Genomic DNA, 14,176 nt, shown 5'->3' with positions numbered 1-14,176 from the left:
CGTCGTGCCGACGCCGCGTCGGGTTACATCTTCACCTGGTCGAGGAAGGTCTTCTTGCCGCTCTTGTAGCCGTAGATCGAGATGATCCCGTGCGTCAGGTCGCCCTTCGCGTCGAACGTCGTCGTGCCGATCACGCCGTCGTACTTGGTCGCCGGCATCGCCGCGAGGATCTTCGCCGGGTCCGTCGAATTCGCGCGCTTCATCGCGTCGACCGCGATGTAGACCGCGTCATACGCGAACGGCGCATCGAACTTGATGCCCTGGTTGAAGCGCTTCTGGTACTTCGCGAGGAAGTCCGCGCCGCCCGGCATCTTCTCGAGCGCAGCGCCTGCCTGCGAGCACAGCACGTTGTCGGCCGCCGGGCCGGCCAACTCGGCCAGCGAGTCGGTGCACACGCCGTCGCCGGACAGGATCTTCGCGCGCAGGCCGAGCTGCTTCGCCTGCTTCGCGAGCGGGCCGCCGGTGGCGTCCATGCCGCCGTACATGATCGCGTCGGGGTTCTCGCCCTTGATCTTCGTCAGGATCGCGCGGAAGTCGACCGCCTTGTCGTTGGTCGCGTCGTGCGACAGCACCTTCAGGCCGAGCGCCTTCGCCTTCTTCTCGAATTCGTTCGCGAGGCCCTGGCCGTACGCGGTCGAATCGTCGATCACCGCGACGCTCTTCACGCCCTTCGACTGCGCATAGCTCGCGAGCGCCGGGCCCTGCTGCGCGTCGGTCGCGACGACGCGGTAGGTCGTCTTGAAGCCTTGCTGCGTGTAGGTCGGGTTCGTGGCCGACGGCGAGATCTGCACGATGCCCGCGTCGCTGTAGATCTTCGACGCCGGGATCGACGTGCCCGAGTTCAGGTGGCCGATCACGGCGACGACCTTGTCGTCGACCAGCTTCTGCGCCACCTGCGTGGCCTGGCGCGGGTCGGCCGCGTCATCCTGCGCGTCGAGTTGCAGCGTGACCTTCTTGCCGCCGATCGTCAGGCCCTTCGCATTGATTTCCTCGACCGCGAGGCGCGCGCCGTTCTCGTTGTCCTTGCCGAGGTGCGAGATGCCACCCGTCGTCGGTTCGACGCTGCCGATCTTCACGACCTGGTCGGCCAGCGCGGTCGACGCGGCCGCGAACGCGGCGGCCGCCAGTGCAACGGTGATCAGGGGTTTGCAGCGCATGCCGACAGTGCTTCGTTCCATCTGCCATCTCCGAATTGAATGTCTTTCTATTGACGTCTCGACCGGCCGGCTGCGGGGCCGGGGCGATCGGACGAGTCTCCATACCCTCACGGGCTTCACTTGCATCGCGCCGGGCCGCATGACGTGCCGCCCGGGCGAGCGGGCAGGCCGGTACCCGACGCGGTGCAATTCATATGAATATATCTGAAGCCGGTTTTGCGCGCTGCGGCGAATCCCGTAGCGGGCCGGCGCGACACGGGTCGGCGCCGGAGATCGAAGATGCCGGATGCCGGAAATCGTGCGCTGCGGCGGCCCGAAGGCTGCGATTCGCTGTCGTCGGCCTTACGGCCGCATCCATTATTCGGCCGGTCGCCGGGGCGAAGCCATGGACACTGACGCGCGGTCAATCGGGAACTGTTCGGTCGATTTGTCTGCACAGTTTGGTCACGCGAGAATCGTGTATCCCGTTTCATCCGTCGTGCCGCATCGAGCGCGATGTCCGTCTTTATGCAACTAACGGTCAAGTTCGGCACGCGCCCACGAGTGGGTGCCGATTCCACGGGCCGAACCGTTCATCCGGATCGGCAGAAGCGGAGGCGTTTTGGGACCGGCTCGCTTCTGCCGTCGGATCGTCGCGTCAGCCGCGCAATTCGCTGCCGGCTCGACTTCAGCTAGGCACGTCCGCGCAACGCGACGACGATCACTCCCGCAATCGCGAGCAGGCCGCCGCACGCCGTCGCGATGCCCGGCCGCTCGCCCGTCAGCACCACCGACAGGAGCGTCGCGACCGCCGGCGTCAGGTAGAGAAGGCTGGCCGCGCGCGCCGCGCCGAAGTAGCCGAGCGCGAAGGTCCAGGTGGCGTAACCGAGCGCGGCGGGAAAGACGCCGAGTACGACGACGGCCAGCGCCGTATCGCGCGATCCGCCGTCGAGCGACACGAGCGCGCCGGGCAGCCAGGGCGCGAGCAGGACCGCGCCGGCCAGCAGCGTGTACGCGGTGCACGGCAGCGCGCCGTACACGGGGATCAGCCGCCGCTGCAGCACGAAATAGCTGGCCGAACACAGCGCCGCGCCGAGGATCAGCGTGCTTCCCGAGCCGAGGACGAGGCCGCCGGGCTGCCCTTGCGCGATCACCGCGATGCCGGCCAGGCTGACCAGCGAACCGAGCCAGCCCCAGCGATTGAAGTGCTCGCGCAGGAACACGGCGGCCAGCAGCGCAGTGAAGATCGGCAGCGTGTTCACGATGAAACTCGCGGCGCCGGCCGACACGGTCTGTTCGCCGGTATTGAGCAGCGCGTTGTAGAGTGCGATGCCGAGCAGGCCGCACGCGAGAAAGCGCCACGCATCGGCTTTCGTCGGCCGCGGTGGCCGTCGCCACGCGAGCCATGCGATCACGAGCAACGCGGCGGTCGCGAAGCGCGCCGCCGCGAGCTGCAGCGGTGCGAGGCCGTGCAGGCCGATGCGGATGAACGGGAACGCGGACGCCCACGAGACGATCGTGAACGCAACCGCGGTTGCCGCGACGAGCGGTTGTCGCGCGCTGCGCGACGTCGGTGACGAAACGGTATTCATGCGGCAATGGTGCGGTGTGCCGAGATGCTAAGCTAGCGCACAGATCAACACCCGGATATGAATATGGCTCACAGCTCGGGCGCGCGGCGCGCCGGCGGTCCGGCGCGGGTGCGCCAGATGGCCGGCGGGTTGGCGGCCGCCGCGTCGATGCCGGTCCCGCGGCCGCCGCTCGCGAGCCTGGAGACGGTCTGCACGGTGGCGCGCGAAGGGTCGTTTCTCGCGGCTGCCGACGTCTCCGGCGTCACGCACGGTGCGATCAGCCGACGGGTGGCCGCCGTCGAAAACTGGCTCGGGATGGCGCTGTTCGAGCGGCATGCGCGCGGCGTGCGCCTGACGCCGGACGGGCAGCGCTTCGTCGGCCGGATCGAGCAGGCGTTCGCGATCATCGACAGCGCGGCCGATCAGTGGCGTTCGCCGCGCACGCCGCGACTGGTGCGGATGAGTGTGGTGCCCGCATTCGCGCAGCTGTGGCTGTTCGAGCGGCAACCCGCGCTCGAAAGCGAAGCGCCCGCGCTGCGCATCGAACTCGGCATCGAGCTGCGCAATGTGGATATCGCCGGCGGCGAAGCGGATCTGTCGATCCGTTACGGTCGCGGCAACTGGCGTCAGCTCGAAACCCGCCCGTTCATGCCGGAACGGCTGTATCCGGTCGCGCATCCGCGGCTCGCCGCGCAACTGGCAAGGATGCGCCGAGGAACAGGCGACGCGGCGCTGCTCGACATGCCGTTGCTGCACGATTCCGACGTGACCGGCTGGCGTACGTGGTTCGATGCGCTCGGCATTCCGTTCAAGCCGCGTGCGCAGGATCGCCGGTTCGAGGATTACAACCTCGTGCTGGCGGCGGCCGAAGCCGGGCTCGGCGTGGCGCTCGCGCGCACGCCGCTTGCTGATGCGTATCTGCAGCGCAGCGCACTCGTGCGCGTGAGCCGTCACGAGGTCGATTCGTTGCTCAGCTATCACTTCGTGCATGCGAAGGGCGAGAATCGGCCGGAGGTCCTCGCGTTGATGGAGCGCATGGTGAAGGCGCTGCGCTAGCGCGTCCGTTGCGGTTCGCGCAGGCGGGCGCCGCGGCCCGCGTGTCCCGTTCGTTCGGCCGCGGCCGCCAAATCGTTACAATGCAGCCGCGGAAAACGGCGAGATGACCGCAGCGAAGCGGAATCGAGCCTTTGCCCGACGGCAGGCCAATCACCAACCATTGCAGTACGGGTTCAAATTTGCACAAAAGGGAACCGATGAATAGACCAGACAAATCGTCGAAGGCGCGTGCGGCGCTGGATCAGCTTTTTTCCGGCCTGGCGCCTGCGGACGCGAAGCGCGAATCGCCGCGTCCGGGCAATCCGTTCGAAGCGGACGACGAGGTGTCGAGCGCATCCGGCGGTCGCGGCGGGGTGGAAGTCACGCTGTCGACCCGCATCCAGCTGCGCGGTTATCCGAGCGCCGACGCGTTCATGAAGCGCATGGCCGAAGCGTGGGGCCTCGAGTGGGGCACCTACGACAGCGTCCGTGCGGTGGCGACGCTACCCGCCGGATGGCGCTCGCGCCGGCTTCCGGAAGTCACGCAGATCGTCGACGAGCGCGACGTGCTGCGCGCGGAGAGCAGCCTGCAGGGCGGCGAGATGTCGTATCTGAAGGTGCATCCGCGCTACTACATCGATGCGCGCAAGCGTTTCGGCTGGAGCAAGTCGTCGAAGGCATCCGACGATCCGGATCTCGACGGCCCGGACTGGAACTGCTTCGTGATGGACCGGGAAAAGTCCATCGAACTGCACGAACTGACGACGTCGTCGTTGAAGGCCGACATCGACAATGCGCGGGCGACGCTGCTGAAATGGCTCGACGAGCACTATCCGAAACATCGCGATCCGTTCGCGTACTGGTCGGACTGCGAAGGGGCGTCGTAAACCGCGTTGCACGGCGGTTCGTTCCGCGCATCAACCGGCCGCCACGAGGACGACCAGTGAAACGAGCGAGTGTGGTCCCGATGCTCTGGGCGGCGTTCGGCGCGGCGGTCGGATCGACCGTCATCGAGTTGCTGCTCTGGGCGATCGCCGGCGATGACGCCATCCGGAACCTGTTGCGCGACGCGCGCCTCACGGCCGCGATCGTGATGGGGCCGCGCGTGCTCGGTGCGCCGGGCGGGTTCGATCCGCTGGTCATGGGCGTGGCGACGCTCGTGCATGCGGTGCTTTCGCTGGCCTATGCGGCCGTGCTGGTACGTGTCATCCGGCACCTGTCGCTCGGGCCCGCGTTACTCGCCGGCGGCGTGTTCGGGCTCCTTCTGTACGGCGTGAACCTGTACGGGTTCACGACGATCTTTCCGTGGTTCACCGCAGTTCGCGACACGATCACGCTGATCGCTCATCTGATGTTCGGGATCACGGCGGCGGCCGTTTATTGCGTTGCCCAGCGCCACGCTACGCGCTGATCCCGGCATCGACCGCCGCGGGCGTCAGCCATCTTCATCGGTGTCCCGACCTGCCGAAGCGAGAGGCGGGAAATCAGGCAGTACGCGACATGCCGATGCGACCGGCCTCGCACCCGCTCAGTCGAGCTTGCCGCGCAGCTCGTCGAACGGGATCATCACGTGCGCGCGATACGCAGGCCGCGCCTTCAATCGTTCATACCACGCCGTGACGTGCGGCACGTCGGGCCGCGCGATATCGAGCTCGAAATACCGGTAGAGGTGCGTGCCGACCGCGATGTCGGCGAGCGTGATCGCGTCGCCCGCGAGAAACGGCTGCCCGGCCAGCACGGTGTCGAGCAGCCGGAAATACTGCGCGCATTGCGCGATGCTCTGTTCGACGCGCACGGTGTCGCGTTGCTCGGGCGGCGTGCGGTAGTAGCCGCGGAACACGCCGTTGAGGAACGCCGGCTGCAGGGTCGTCTGCGCCCAGTCCATCCAGCGGTCGGCGCGCGACTGTTCGGCGGGATCGTCGCGCCAGAAGCCCGGGCGCCCGTGACGCGCGGCGAGGTAGCGCAGGATGCTGTGCGATTCCCAGACGACGGTTCCGTCGTCGTCGATCACCGGGATGCGCCCGTGCGGGTTCATCGCGAGGAAGTCGGGCGTATCGAGCACGCCGAACCCGCCGCCGGCCGGTACGTGCCGATGCGGGAGCGCGAGCTCGTCGACGAGCCACATCACCTTCTGGACATTGAACGCGTTGCGTCGTCCCCATACCGTCAGCATCGCGGGCTCCCTGTGTCGTGACGAACGTGAAGATGGACAGTGTAAACGCCGCAGGCGCGCCTCGTGGTGCGCGCCTGCGGCGATCGTCGTGCGCCGGGACGATCAGAACTTGTGGCGGATGCCGACGATCGCGAGCTCCTGCGTATCGGTGCCGGAGTTCACGCCGTACGCGCCGACCGATGCGGCGGCCTTCACGGTCGCGCCGCTCGCGTCGAGCGTGTTGCCGCTCGCCTTCTGGTAGCCGAACAGCGCATACAGGTCGGTGCGCTTCGACAGCGCGTAGTCCGCGCCGAGGTTGACCTGGTTGTAGTGCGCGGAAGCCGGGCCCGTCAGCGACGTGTAGTTGTAGCCGACGCCCGCGCGCAGGGCCGGCGTGAACTGCCAGTTGAAGAACGCCGAGCCGTTGTTGAACTTCGCGTTCCGGTTGAACGCCGACAGCGTGTCCGCGCCGTATTGCGTGTTCGAGTACGCGAGGCCGAAGGTCGCCGGCCCGGCCACGTACTGCCCAGCCACGCGCACGATCTGGATCGACTTCGCGCTCGAGAAGCCCTGGTTGATCACGGTGTTGAACAGCGTGTCGGAGCTGCTCGACCACGTCCGCACGCCACCCGCGACCGTCGTGCCGCCGTTCGCGTAGAAGTAGCCGGCGCCGAGCGACAGCGGGCCGTTCGCGTAGCTCGCGCCGAAGCTGTAGGTGCGGCCGCTGCCGGTCGCGCCCGCGACGCCGCCGAAGCCGTACAGCGCGGCGAACTGGAAGCCGGAGATCAGCGGGCTCGTGTATTTCACCGAGTTGCTGACGCGCAGGCTGTTGTCGTAGTTGTCGAGGTCGCCCGGCGTCGCGAACACGCCGCCGAAGTAGTTGTCTTCGGTGAGGCCCTGTACGAGATCGACGATCGGATCGTACTGGCGGCCGAGCGTCACGGTGCCGTAGGTGCTGCTCGCGAGGCCGACGACGGCCTTGCGGCCGAATTCGCGCTGGCCCTGGCCGAGCGCGCCGGTGCCGATGTTGAAGCCGTTCTCGAGCTGGAACAGCGCGGACAGGCCGCTGCCGAGATCCTCGATGCCGCGCAGTCCCCAGCGGCTGCCCGACAGGTTGCCGCTGCCGAACTTGACGAGGTTCGACGCGTTGCTGCCGTTCGCGTTCTGCGCGTTGTGGACGTACGCGATGCCCGCGTCGGCGATGCCGTACAACGTGACGCTGCTTTGTGCGTGGGCGCCCGCGACGAAGAGCGCGGCCGGCAGCGCGAGCAACGCGAATGACCGGATCTGTTTCATTGTTGAATTCCCCCGTTGGTCGATTGGTCTGACGAATCGGTGAACGATACGGACGGCGCATCGTCAAGGGAACCAATAAATTGTCGGATCGTTATGAGGCGGCGCGGCGATGGGTGTGCGCGCAACGGATTGACGAGCGGCGCGCGGATGGCTCGTGCATCGCGGCCGTGCGGTGCGATCCGGCGCCGCGGGTCAGTGGCGCTCGTCGCCCGATGCGAACAGGCGCGGCTGCGCCGCGTTCAATGCATCGTCCGCTTCCGGTTGCCACGGAAAAATCCCGTTGCGGTCGGGCCACAGCAACTGGACGCACGGGAACGCGTCGTTGCCGTAGAACCAGCGGTTCCAGCCGAGATGGGCTTCGTAATGCGCTGGCTTGACCCGCATCAGCAGCGCGTTCGCGTTGCCGTAGACGGCGGACGTGACTTCCCCGACCGGCGGCGGCGTGCCGGCCGCGACTTTTCGGTAGATGCCCCACAGCACGTCATGGACGAGGCGCGCCGGCAGAGAGAACACGATGATTTCCGGAAAGCCGTGGTTGACCCACAGCCCGGTCGTGAACGAGAAGCCCGGTTGGTCGTCTTCCGCGAACACTTCCGTGCGGAACCACCCGTGCTGGCGGATTTGATGCACGAAGCGCTGCTCGTCTTCGTCGAGCACCGAATCGGGCGCGTCGAGCGCAGTGGCGATATCCGGCCGTGTGTTCACGGAGGTTCCTAGATTCCGGGTCGGGCGGCGGCAAGCAGCGATGGCGTCCTGCCGGCGGGTAGGCGATCGCGGTGAAGCCCACCCGCGATCGCCGTGCCGCCATGTTGCCACAGCGGTTCCGGCTACTGCTCGACGCTTTCCGCTTCCGCCGTCTCCCCGAGGAACCCACCGCTCTGGTGCGCCCACAGCGCGGCGTAAATGCCACCCGCCTGCAGCAACTGCTGGTGCGTGCCTTCCTCGACGATGCGCCCTTCGTCGAGCACGATCAGCCGGTCCATCGCGGCGATCGTCGACAGCCGGTGCGCGATCGCGATCACCGTCTTGCCGCTCATCAGGCTGTCGAGGCTGCGCTGGATCGCGACTTCGACCTCGGAATCGAGCGCGCTGGTCGCTTCGTCGAGCACGAGGATCGGCGCGTCCTTGAGCATCACGCGCGCGATCGCGACGCGTTGCCGCTGGCCGCCCGACAGCTTCACGCCGCGCTCGCCGACCTCGACGTCGTAGCCGCTGCGGCCGTGGCGGTCGCGCAGCCGGTCGATGAACTCGGACGCTTCCGCGCGCACGGCCGCGTCCCGCATCTCGCGCTCGGTCGCGTCGGGGCGGCCGTACAGCAGGTTCTCGCGCATCGTCCGGTGCAGCAGCGACGTATCCTGCGTGACCATCCCGATCGCGCCGCGCAGGCTGTCCTGCGTCACGTGCGCGATGTCCTGCCCGTCGATCCGGATCGCGCCGCCGCCGACGTCGTAGAAACGCAGCAGCAGGTTCACGAGCGTCGACTTGCCGGCGCCCGAGCGGCCGATCAGGCCGATGCGCTCGCCCGGCCGGATCGTCAGGTTCAGCCCGTCGAATACCGCGCGATCGTTGTCCTCGTGCGCGAACTGCACGTTGTCGAACACGATTTCGCCGCGCTGCACCACGAGCGGCTTCGCATCGGGCGCGTCGACCACGCTGCGCACCTTCGTCAGCGTGTTGATGCCGTCCTGGATCGTGCCGACGTTCTCGAACAGTTCGGTCATTTCCCACATGATCCAGTGCGAATAGCTCGACAGGCGCAGCGCCATCGCGATCACGGCCGCGACCACGCCCGCGCTCGCCTCGCCGTGCATCCACAGCACGAGGGCGAGGCCGGCCGAGCCGATCAGCAGCAGCGTCGACAGCAGGTGGTTGACGATCTCGAACGCGCTGACGAGCCGCATCTGCGCGTCGCCGGTCGCCTTGAACGCTTCCATCGCGCGCCGCGCGTGGTCGGCTTCGCGCCGCGTATGCGAGAACAGCTTCACGGTCGTGATGTTCGAATACGCGTCGGTGATGCGGCCCGTCATCAGCGCGCGCGCGTCGGCCTGCCGGCTGCCGACCGCACCGAGACGCGGCACGAAATACGCGCACGCCGCGCCGTAGCCGAGCGCCCACAGCGCGAGCGGAATCATCAGCCGCCAGTCGAAGCTGGCGGCGAGCACGAGGATGCCGATCAGGTAGGCGGTGACGCCGATCACGACGTCGACCGACATGAACAGCGCGTCGCGCACCGCGAGCGCGGTCTGCATGATCTTGGTCGTCACGCGGCCCGCGAACTCGTTCGCATAGAACGACAGGCTCTGGTCGAGCATCAGCCGGTGAAACAGCCAGCGCAACCGCATCGGGAAGTTGATCGCGAGCACCTGGTGCTTGACCATCGTGTGCAGTGCGATCAACAGCGCGCTGCCGGCGAGGATCGCCGCGAAGCCCGCGAGCGCGCCGAAGTGGCGACCGCCGAATTCGGCCGGCGTCGACGACGACAACCAGTCGACCACGTGCCCCATCATCGCGAACAGCGCGGCTTCGTACGCGGCCAGCGCGGCCGACGTCAGCGCGATCAGCAGGAGCCAGCCGCGCGCGCCTTTCGTGCACGCCCAGACGAACGAGAAGAATCCCTTCGGCGGCGTGACGGGATCTTCGAGCGGGAAAGTCGGCAGGCGCCGTTCAAACCACGAATACATTGAAAACCTCTCCTTGATGCGATCGCGCGAGCGGGCGCGACCGATATTGCCTGATGCCTGTTCCATGTGCGGCGGCGCGCGCGGCGCACGCGTTCACTGCGACCGGATCCACGCTTCGATCGGACCGAGCGTGTCCGGCGCGTACGCGTGGCGCCCGAGCGCCATGTACAGCCACGTCTTCCATTTCGGCCAGTCGGACTCGAGCTGATAGTCGAACCAGCGGCCGCGCAGCAACGCATGCGTCGCGCCCGGCACCACGACGACGCGCCGGTCGGGCCGGTTCCCGAATGCGTGCGCATAGGCATTCGCCTCGTCGGCCGGATCGACGTTGCGGTCCAGTGCGCCCCACACGGCCAGCACCGGCCCTTGCATCGTCGCCAGCGCCTGCGATGCGTCTTCCAGGTAGTTGAGCGCGATGAAACCGAAGCGGCGCGGCTCGATGTCCGGGCGCCGGGCCGGATCGGCCGGCGCGTCCGCCCGGCCGAAGATGGCGTCGTTCTCGCGTCGCTCGGCGGCCAGTGTCGCATCGATTCGATCCGGCTGCAGGCCCGTTGCCGCGAGTTGCTGGCGCGTCAGGTAGGTGCCTTGGCGGCGCCAGTTGACGGCGCCGCCGACGATCACCGAGAACGCGGGCCGCACCGCGTTCGCCACGCGCGGAATCACCCAGCCGCCCTGCGAGAAGCCGAGCAGGCCGATCTTGTGCGGGGGGCCGGCCGCGGCGCGCACGCGCGCCATCGCGGCGACCGTTTCGTTCGCGCGGTCCTGCATCGATTGCGCGAGCCAGTCGCCGCTGCTGCGGCCGGTACCCTGCTTGTCCCACGCGAATACGCCGATGCCGGCGTCGAGCAGGCTGTTGACGAGCGGCAGCATCGCGTCGTCCGCGAAGCGCGTGCGCGGCCCGTCGCCGTGCACGAGCAGCGCGATCGGCGCGTCGGGGGCGTGCGCCGGCAGCGCAAGCGTGCCGACGAGGTGGGCGTCGCCCGCATGGAATGTCAGCGTCGACACGGTCGCGCCCTTCAGCTCGAAGTCGGACAGGCCGCGCAGCGCAAGCGCGCCCGCCGCGACGCAAGCGAACGCGACGAGCGCGATACCGACGATGACGATGCGTTTCATGGGCCCTCTGATTGTTCGTGTGAGCGGATGTCGTGAGCGACGCATGCGAAGCGCACGCTGCCTTGACGGTTCCGAGATCTCGCAGAGATAATAGATCGACTGATCAGTCTAATAAATATTTGAGCCATCGTCGAGCACGGAGTTCCCGTTGAGAAAGATCGATCCTGAAAGAGTGGAAGCGAAGCGGCGCCAGATCCTGGATGCCGCGATCGACTGTTTTGCGCGCGACGGCTTCCATGCGACGTCCACGGCCGCGATCTGCAAGGCGGCCGGGATGAGCCCGGGCAACCTGTTTCACTATTTCCCGACCAAGGCGGCGATCATCGAGGCGATCGCGCAGGACGACCAGCGCGAGATGGCCGAGCTGTTCGCGAAGCATGCGGACGCCGACGATGCGCTGGCCGCGATCGAGGAGATCGCACTGACGTTGATGGAACTGTCGAGCGATCCCGTCTATGCGCGCATCTGCGTCGAGACCGCGGCGGAGGCGACGCGCAATCCCGACGTCGCCGCGTTGTTCGCGGCGAACGAGGCGCAGGTGAAGGGGCGCATGGTCGCGCTGATCAAGCGGGGTGTCGCGCAAGGGCGGATCGACGGGAGCCTGAAGCCGGATCTCGTCGCGACCTGGCTACTCGCGCTGGCGGAAGGGGCGGTCGGGCGCGTCGTGTTCGAGCCGGGATTCAAGCCGCGCGCGCATCGCGCGATGCTGCGGACGATCATTCGGCGGATGTTGAAGCCGCAGTGAGCGGAAGGGCGCGGCCCGGACCCGATTTGCGCGGGACACGGCCCACCGGCAGCCATCGACACGCATTCCGCCGGGGCCGTACAAAAGTGCTTGACTATCTATCTATGAGTAGATAAAGTTCGACCCATGGAAACGAAACCGACCGTCCGCGAACAGATTCTCGACCACGCGATCACGCTGATGATGCAGCGGGGTTACAACGGCTTCAGCTATCGAGACCTGTCCGACCTGGTGGGCGTGAAGACGTCGAGCATCCACTACTACTTCCCGTCGAAGGACGATCTCGTGCTGGAAGCGGTGGCGGCTTATAGCGACGAAGTCCTCGCGGCCATGCGGGCGATCGATCCGGCGTTGCCGGCCGACGTGAAGCTGAGCCTGTACACGAAGATGTTCGGCCGCACGCTCGGCGACGGCCACCTGATCTGCCTGTGCGGGATGCTCGCGGCCGACATCGAGACGTTGCCGGACAACGTGCGGCAGGCCGTGCAGGCGTTCTTCAGCGCCAACGAGCGCTGGCTCGCGGAATTGCTGACGCAAGGCGCGAAGGAAGGCACGCTGCAGTTCAGCGGCGAGCCCGACACGGCGGCGCGCACGTTGTACGCGGCGTTCCAGGGCAGCGTGCTGGCCAGCCGGCTGTTTCACACGCGGGCGCGTCTCGAGGATGTCGAGGCCGTCTGGAAAACGCGGTCCTGACGGACGGCGCCAGCAGTCAGGCGGTTCGCCGCCTTTTATTGGATCTCGTTATCTATCATGTAGTAGATAGATGGCTGGCGCAGGTGGATCGACCATCTGCATTTTTTTGGGGATATTTGCCTATCTATTGGTAGATAAGTAAGCGTAATGTCGGCGAGAACCCGCCGGCACGCGGTCCCCGGTTCGAAGGCTGTTTCATTCATTTGCTGAAAAAGGAGTCTGTCATGTCGATCGAAAAAGTGCTGTACCGCGCCCATGCAAAAGCCACCGGCGGCCGTGACGGCCGTGCGACGGTGCCCGAAAGCGGGCTCGACCTGAAGCTGACCACGCCGCGCGAACTCGGCGGCGCGGGCGGGGCGGGCGCGAACCCCGAGCAACTGTTCGCCGCCGGCTATAGCGCGTGCTTCATCGGCGCGATGAAGTTCGTCGCGGCGCGCGACAAGATCGCGATCCCCGCGGACGCGGCCATCGAGGGCAGCGTCGGCATCGGCGCGATCCCGAACGGGTTCGGTATCGAAGTCGAACTGAAGATCTCGCTGCCCGGCCTCGATCGCGATATCGCGCAAACGCTGATCGACCGCGCGCACGTCGTCTGCCCGTACTCGAACGCGACGCGCGGCAACATCGACGTCACGCTCACGCTCGTCTGATCGATCGCAGTACCAAACATTCATCGCCATTCGAAGCATCAACCAAGGAGTTGCACCATGAAGATCGTCAAACCGCTGCTGATCGCCGCCGCCGTTGCAGCCGCGTTGTCCACCGCACCTGCCGCGTTCGCCGTGGGCGCCGACGCCGTCCGTCCCGATACGAAGACGAGCGCGTTCCTCGCCGCGCTGAACGGCCAGAAGGGCCCGGGCCTCGAAACGCTGAGCCCCGCGAAGGCGCGCCAGGTGCTGGTCGACGCGCAAAACGGCGTGAAGGTCGATCTGTCCGGCATCGACGTGTCGAACCGCACGATCGAGCAGGACGGCCTGTCGGTGCCGGTCACGATCGTGCGCCCGCAAGGCGTGACGGGTACGCCGCCGGTATTCGTGTTCATCCACGGCGGCGGCTGGGTGCTCGGCGATTTCCCGACGCACGAGCGGCTCGTGCGCGATCTCGTCGTGCAGTCGGGCGCCGTCGCGGTGTTCGTGAACTACACGCCGTCGCCGGAAGCGCGTTACCCGGTCGCGATCAACCAGGCGTATGCGGCGACCAAGTGGGTGGCCGCGCACGGCGCGGAGATCGGCGTCGACGGCAGCCGCCTCGCGGTGGTCGGCAACAGCGTCGGCGGGAACATGTCGGCTGTCGTCGCGCTGATGGCGAAGGACAAGGGCGGTCCCGCGATCCGCTTCCAGGGGCTGATGTGGCCGGTCACGGACCACGACTTCAACACCGGTTCGTACAACGCGTATCAGCAGGGCCACTTCCTGACGCGGCCGATGATGAAGTGGTTCTGGGACGCCTATACGAAGAACGAAGCGCAACGCAACGAGATCTATGCGTCGCCGCTGCGCGCGAGCATCGCGCAGTTGAAGGGCTTGCCGCCCGCGCTGATCCAGGTCGCGCAGTTCGACGTGCTGCGTGACGAAGGCGAAGCGTACGGCCGCAAGCTCGACGCGGCCGGCGTGGAGGCGACGACCACGCGCTACGACGGCACGATCCACGATTTCGGCTTGCTGAACGCGCTGGCCGACGATGCGCCGACGAAGGCCGCGACGAAGGCGATGGCCAACGAAATCGCGACGCGGTTGAAGTAACGCGACCGGTGG

Annotated in this window: 14 protein-coding genes; 7 read left to right on the top strand and 7 right to left on the bottom strand. The window is 67.2% G+C overall.

The features are described 5' to 3' along the window. Positions 1-23: 23 nt before the first annotated feature. Together MMB92_RS22115 and MMB92_RS22110 are read right to left on the bottom strand one after the other, a co-directional pair. Positions 24-1,178, bottom strand: a complete 1,155-nt coding sequence (locus MMB92_RS22115) for a branched-chain amino acid ABC transporter substrate-binding protein (protein WP_059721482.1) — start codon at positions 1,176-1,178, stop codon at positions 24-26. A 650-nt stretch (positions 1,179-1,828) separates the two neighbouring features. Further along, a complete protein-coding gene (locus MMB92_RS22110) occupies positions 1,829-2,728 on the bottom strand; it encodes a DMT family transporter (RefSeq protein ID WP_277562922.1) in 900 nt (299 codons plus the stop codon). 57 nt (positions 2,729-2,785) lie between these two features. On the opposite strand from MMB92_RS22110, the gene MMB92_RS22105 reads away from it, so the two are divergent. The 3 genes from MMB92_RS22105 (at position 2,786) to MMB92_RS22095 (ending at position 5,153) form a co-directional block, all read left to right on the top strand. Further along, positions 2,786-3,763 (top strand): LysR substrate-binding domain-containing protein, encoded by a 978-nt coding sequence (locus MMB92_RS22105; RefSeq protein WP_034178557.1) that lies wholly within the window; start codon positions 2,786-2,788, stop codon positions 3,761-3,763. Between the two features lie 197 nt (positions 3,764-3,960). After that, the gene (locus MMB92_RS22100) at positions 3,961-4,629 is read left to right on the top strand and encodes a hypothetical protein (protein ID WP_034203881.1); all 669 of its coding nucleotides are present in this window, start codon (positions 3,961-3,963) and stop codon (positions 4,627-4,629) included. A gap of 56 nt (positions 4,630-4,685) precedes the next feature. Beyond that, positions 4,686-5,153 (top strand): sodium:proline symporter, encoded by a 468-nt coding sequence (locus MMB92_RS22095; RefSeq protein ID WP_277562921.1) that lies wholly within the window; start codon positions 4,686-4,688, stop codon positions 5,151-5,153. A gap of 117 nt (positions 5,154-5,270) precedes the next feature. Here the strand turns inward: MMB92_RS22095 and MMB92_RS22090 are convergent, their stop codons facing one another. The 5 genes from MMB92_RS22090 to MMB92_RS22070 form a co-directional block, all read right to left on the bottom strand. After that, the gene (locus MMB92_RS22090) at positions 5,271-5,915 is read right to left on the bottom strand and encodes a glutathione S-transferase (protein ID WP_006490953.1); all 645 of its coding nucleotides are present in this window, start codon (positions 5,913-5,915) and stop codon (positions 5,271-5,273) included. A gap of 102 nt (positions 5,916-6,017) precedes the next feature. Then, entirely contained in the window at positions 6,018-7,190 is a 1,173-nt protein-coding gene (locus MMB92_RS22085; RefSeq protein ID WP_125333352.1) for a porin, read from the bottom strand. A gap of 192 nt (positions 7,191-7,382) precedes the next feature. Further along, complete coding sequence (locus tag MMB92_RS22080) at positions 7,383-7,895, bottom strand: DUF4262 domain-containing protein (protein WP_143262247.1); 513 nt, start codon at positions 7,893-7,895, stop codon at positions 7,383-7,385. Positions 7,896-8,017: 122 nt separating this feature from the next. Beyond that, on the bottom strand, positions 8,018-9,871 hold the full coding sequence (locus tag MMB92_RS22075) for an ABC transporter ATP-binding protein (protein ID WP_034203892.1): 1,854 nt from the start codon (positions 9,869-9,871) through the stop codon (positions 8,018-8,020). 93 nt (positions 9,872-9,964) lie between these two features. Further along, positions 9,965-10,984, bottom strand: a complete 1,020-nt coding sequence (locus MMB92_RS22070) for a lysophospholipase (protein ID WP_258258694.1) — start codon at positions 10,982-10,984, stop codon at positions 9,965-9,967. Between the two features lie 148 nt (positions 10,985-11,132). Here MMB92_RS22070 and MMB92_RS22065 point away from each other — a divergent pair, with 148 nt between their 5' ends. From MMB92_RS22065 to MMB92_RS22050, 4 genes are all read left to right on the top strand, one after another. After that, complete coding sequence (locus MMB92_RS22065) at positions 11,133-11,729, top strand: TetR/AcrR family transcriptional regulator (protein WP_006490952.1); 597 nt, start codon at positions 11,133-11,135, stop codon at positions 11,727-11,729. A gap of 126 nt (positions 11,730-11,855) precedes the next feature. Next, complete coding sequence (locus MMB92_RS22060) at positions 11,856-12,422, top strand: TetR/AcrR family transcriptional regulator (RefSeq protein ID WP_125333351.1); 567 nt, start codon at positions 11,856-11,858, stop codon at positions 12,420-12,422. A 224-nt stretch (positions 12,423-12,646) separates the two neighbouring features. Continuing rightward, complete coding sequence (locus MMB92_RS22055) at positions 12,647-13,072, top strand: organic hydroperoxide resistance protein (protein ID WP_006481042.1); 426 nt, start codon at positions 12,647-12,649, stop codon at positions 13,070-13,072. Positions 13,073-13,129: 57 nt separating this feature from the next. Next, positions 13,130-14,164, top strand: coding sequence for an alpha/beta hydrolase (locus MMB92_RS22050; protein WP_212203213.1), 1,035 nt, complete (start codon positions 13,130-13,132; stop codon positions 14,162-14,164). Positions 14,165-14,176 lie beyond the last annotated feature (12 nt).

Origin of the sequence: Burkholderia sp. IO2 (assembly GCF_029522185.1) — a bacterium.
Classification (GTDB): Bacteria; Pseudomonadota; Gammaproteobacteria; order Burkholderiales; family Burkholderiaceae; genus Burkholderia; species Burkholderia cenocepacia.
The sequence above is the reverse complement of the archived record's forward strand: the minus strand, read 5'-3'. Positions and strand labels throughout refer to the sequence as shown.

Coding starts and splice junctions, on each gene's coding strand:
- MMB92_RS22115 (WP_059721482.1), bottom strand. CDS start 1,178: ATGGAACGAAGCACTGTCGGCATGCGCTGCAAACCCCTGATCACCGTT.
- MMB92_RS22110 (WP_277562922.1), bottom strand. CDS start 2,728: ATGAATACCGTTTCGTCACCGACGTCGCGCAGCGCGCGACAACCGCTC.
- MMB92_RS22105 (WP_034178557.1), top strand. CDS start 2,786: ATGAATATGGCTCACAGCTCGGGCGCGCGGCGCGCCGGCGGTCCGGCG.
- MMB92_RS22100 (WP_034203881.1), top strand. CDS start 3,961: ATGAATAGACCAGACAAATCGTCGAAGGCGCGTGCGGCGCTGGATCAG.
- MMB92_RS22090 (WP_006490953.1), bottom strand. CDS start 5,915: ATGCTGACGGTATGGGGACGACGCAACGCGTTCAATGTCCAGAAGGTG.
- MMB92_RS22085 (WP_125333352.1), bottom strand. CDS start 7,190: ATGAAACAGATCCGGTCATTCGCGTTGCTCGCGCTGCCGGCCGCGCTC.
- MMB92_RS22075 (WP_034203892.1), bottom strand. CDS start 9,871: ATGTATTCGTGGTTTGAACGGCGCCTGCCGACTTTCCCGCTCGAAGAT.
- MMB92_RS22070 (WP_258258694.1), bottom strand. CDS start 10,984: ATGAAACGCATCGTCATCGTCGGTATCGCGCTCGTCGCGTTCGCTTGC.
- MMB92_RS22060 (WP_125333351.1), top strand. CDS start 11,856: ATGGAAACGAAACCGACCGTCCGCGAACAGATTCTCGACCACGCGATC.
- MMB92_RS22055 (WP_006481042.1), top strand. CDS start 12,647: ATGTCGATCGAAAAAGTGCTGTACCGCGCCCATGCAAAAGCCACCGGC.
- MMB92_RS22050 (WP_212203213.1), top strand. CDS start 13,130: ATGAAGATCGTCAAACCGCTGCTGATCGCCGCCGCCGTTGCAGCCGCG.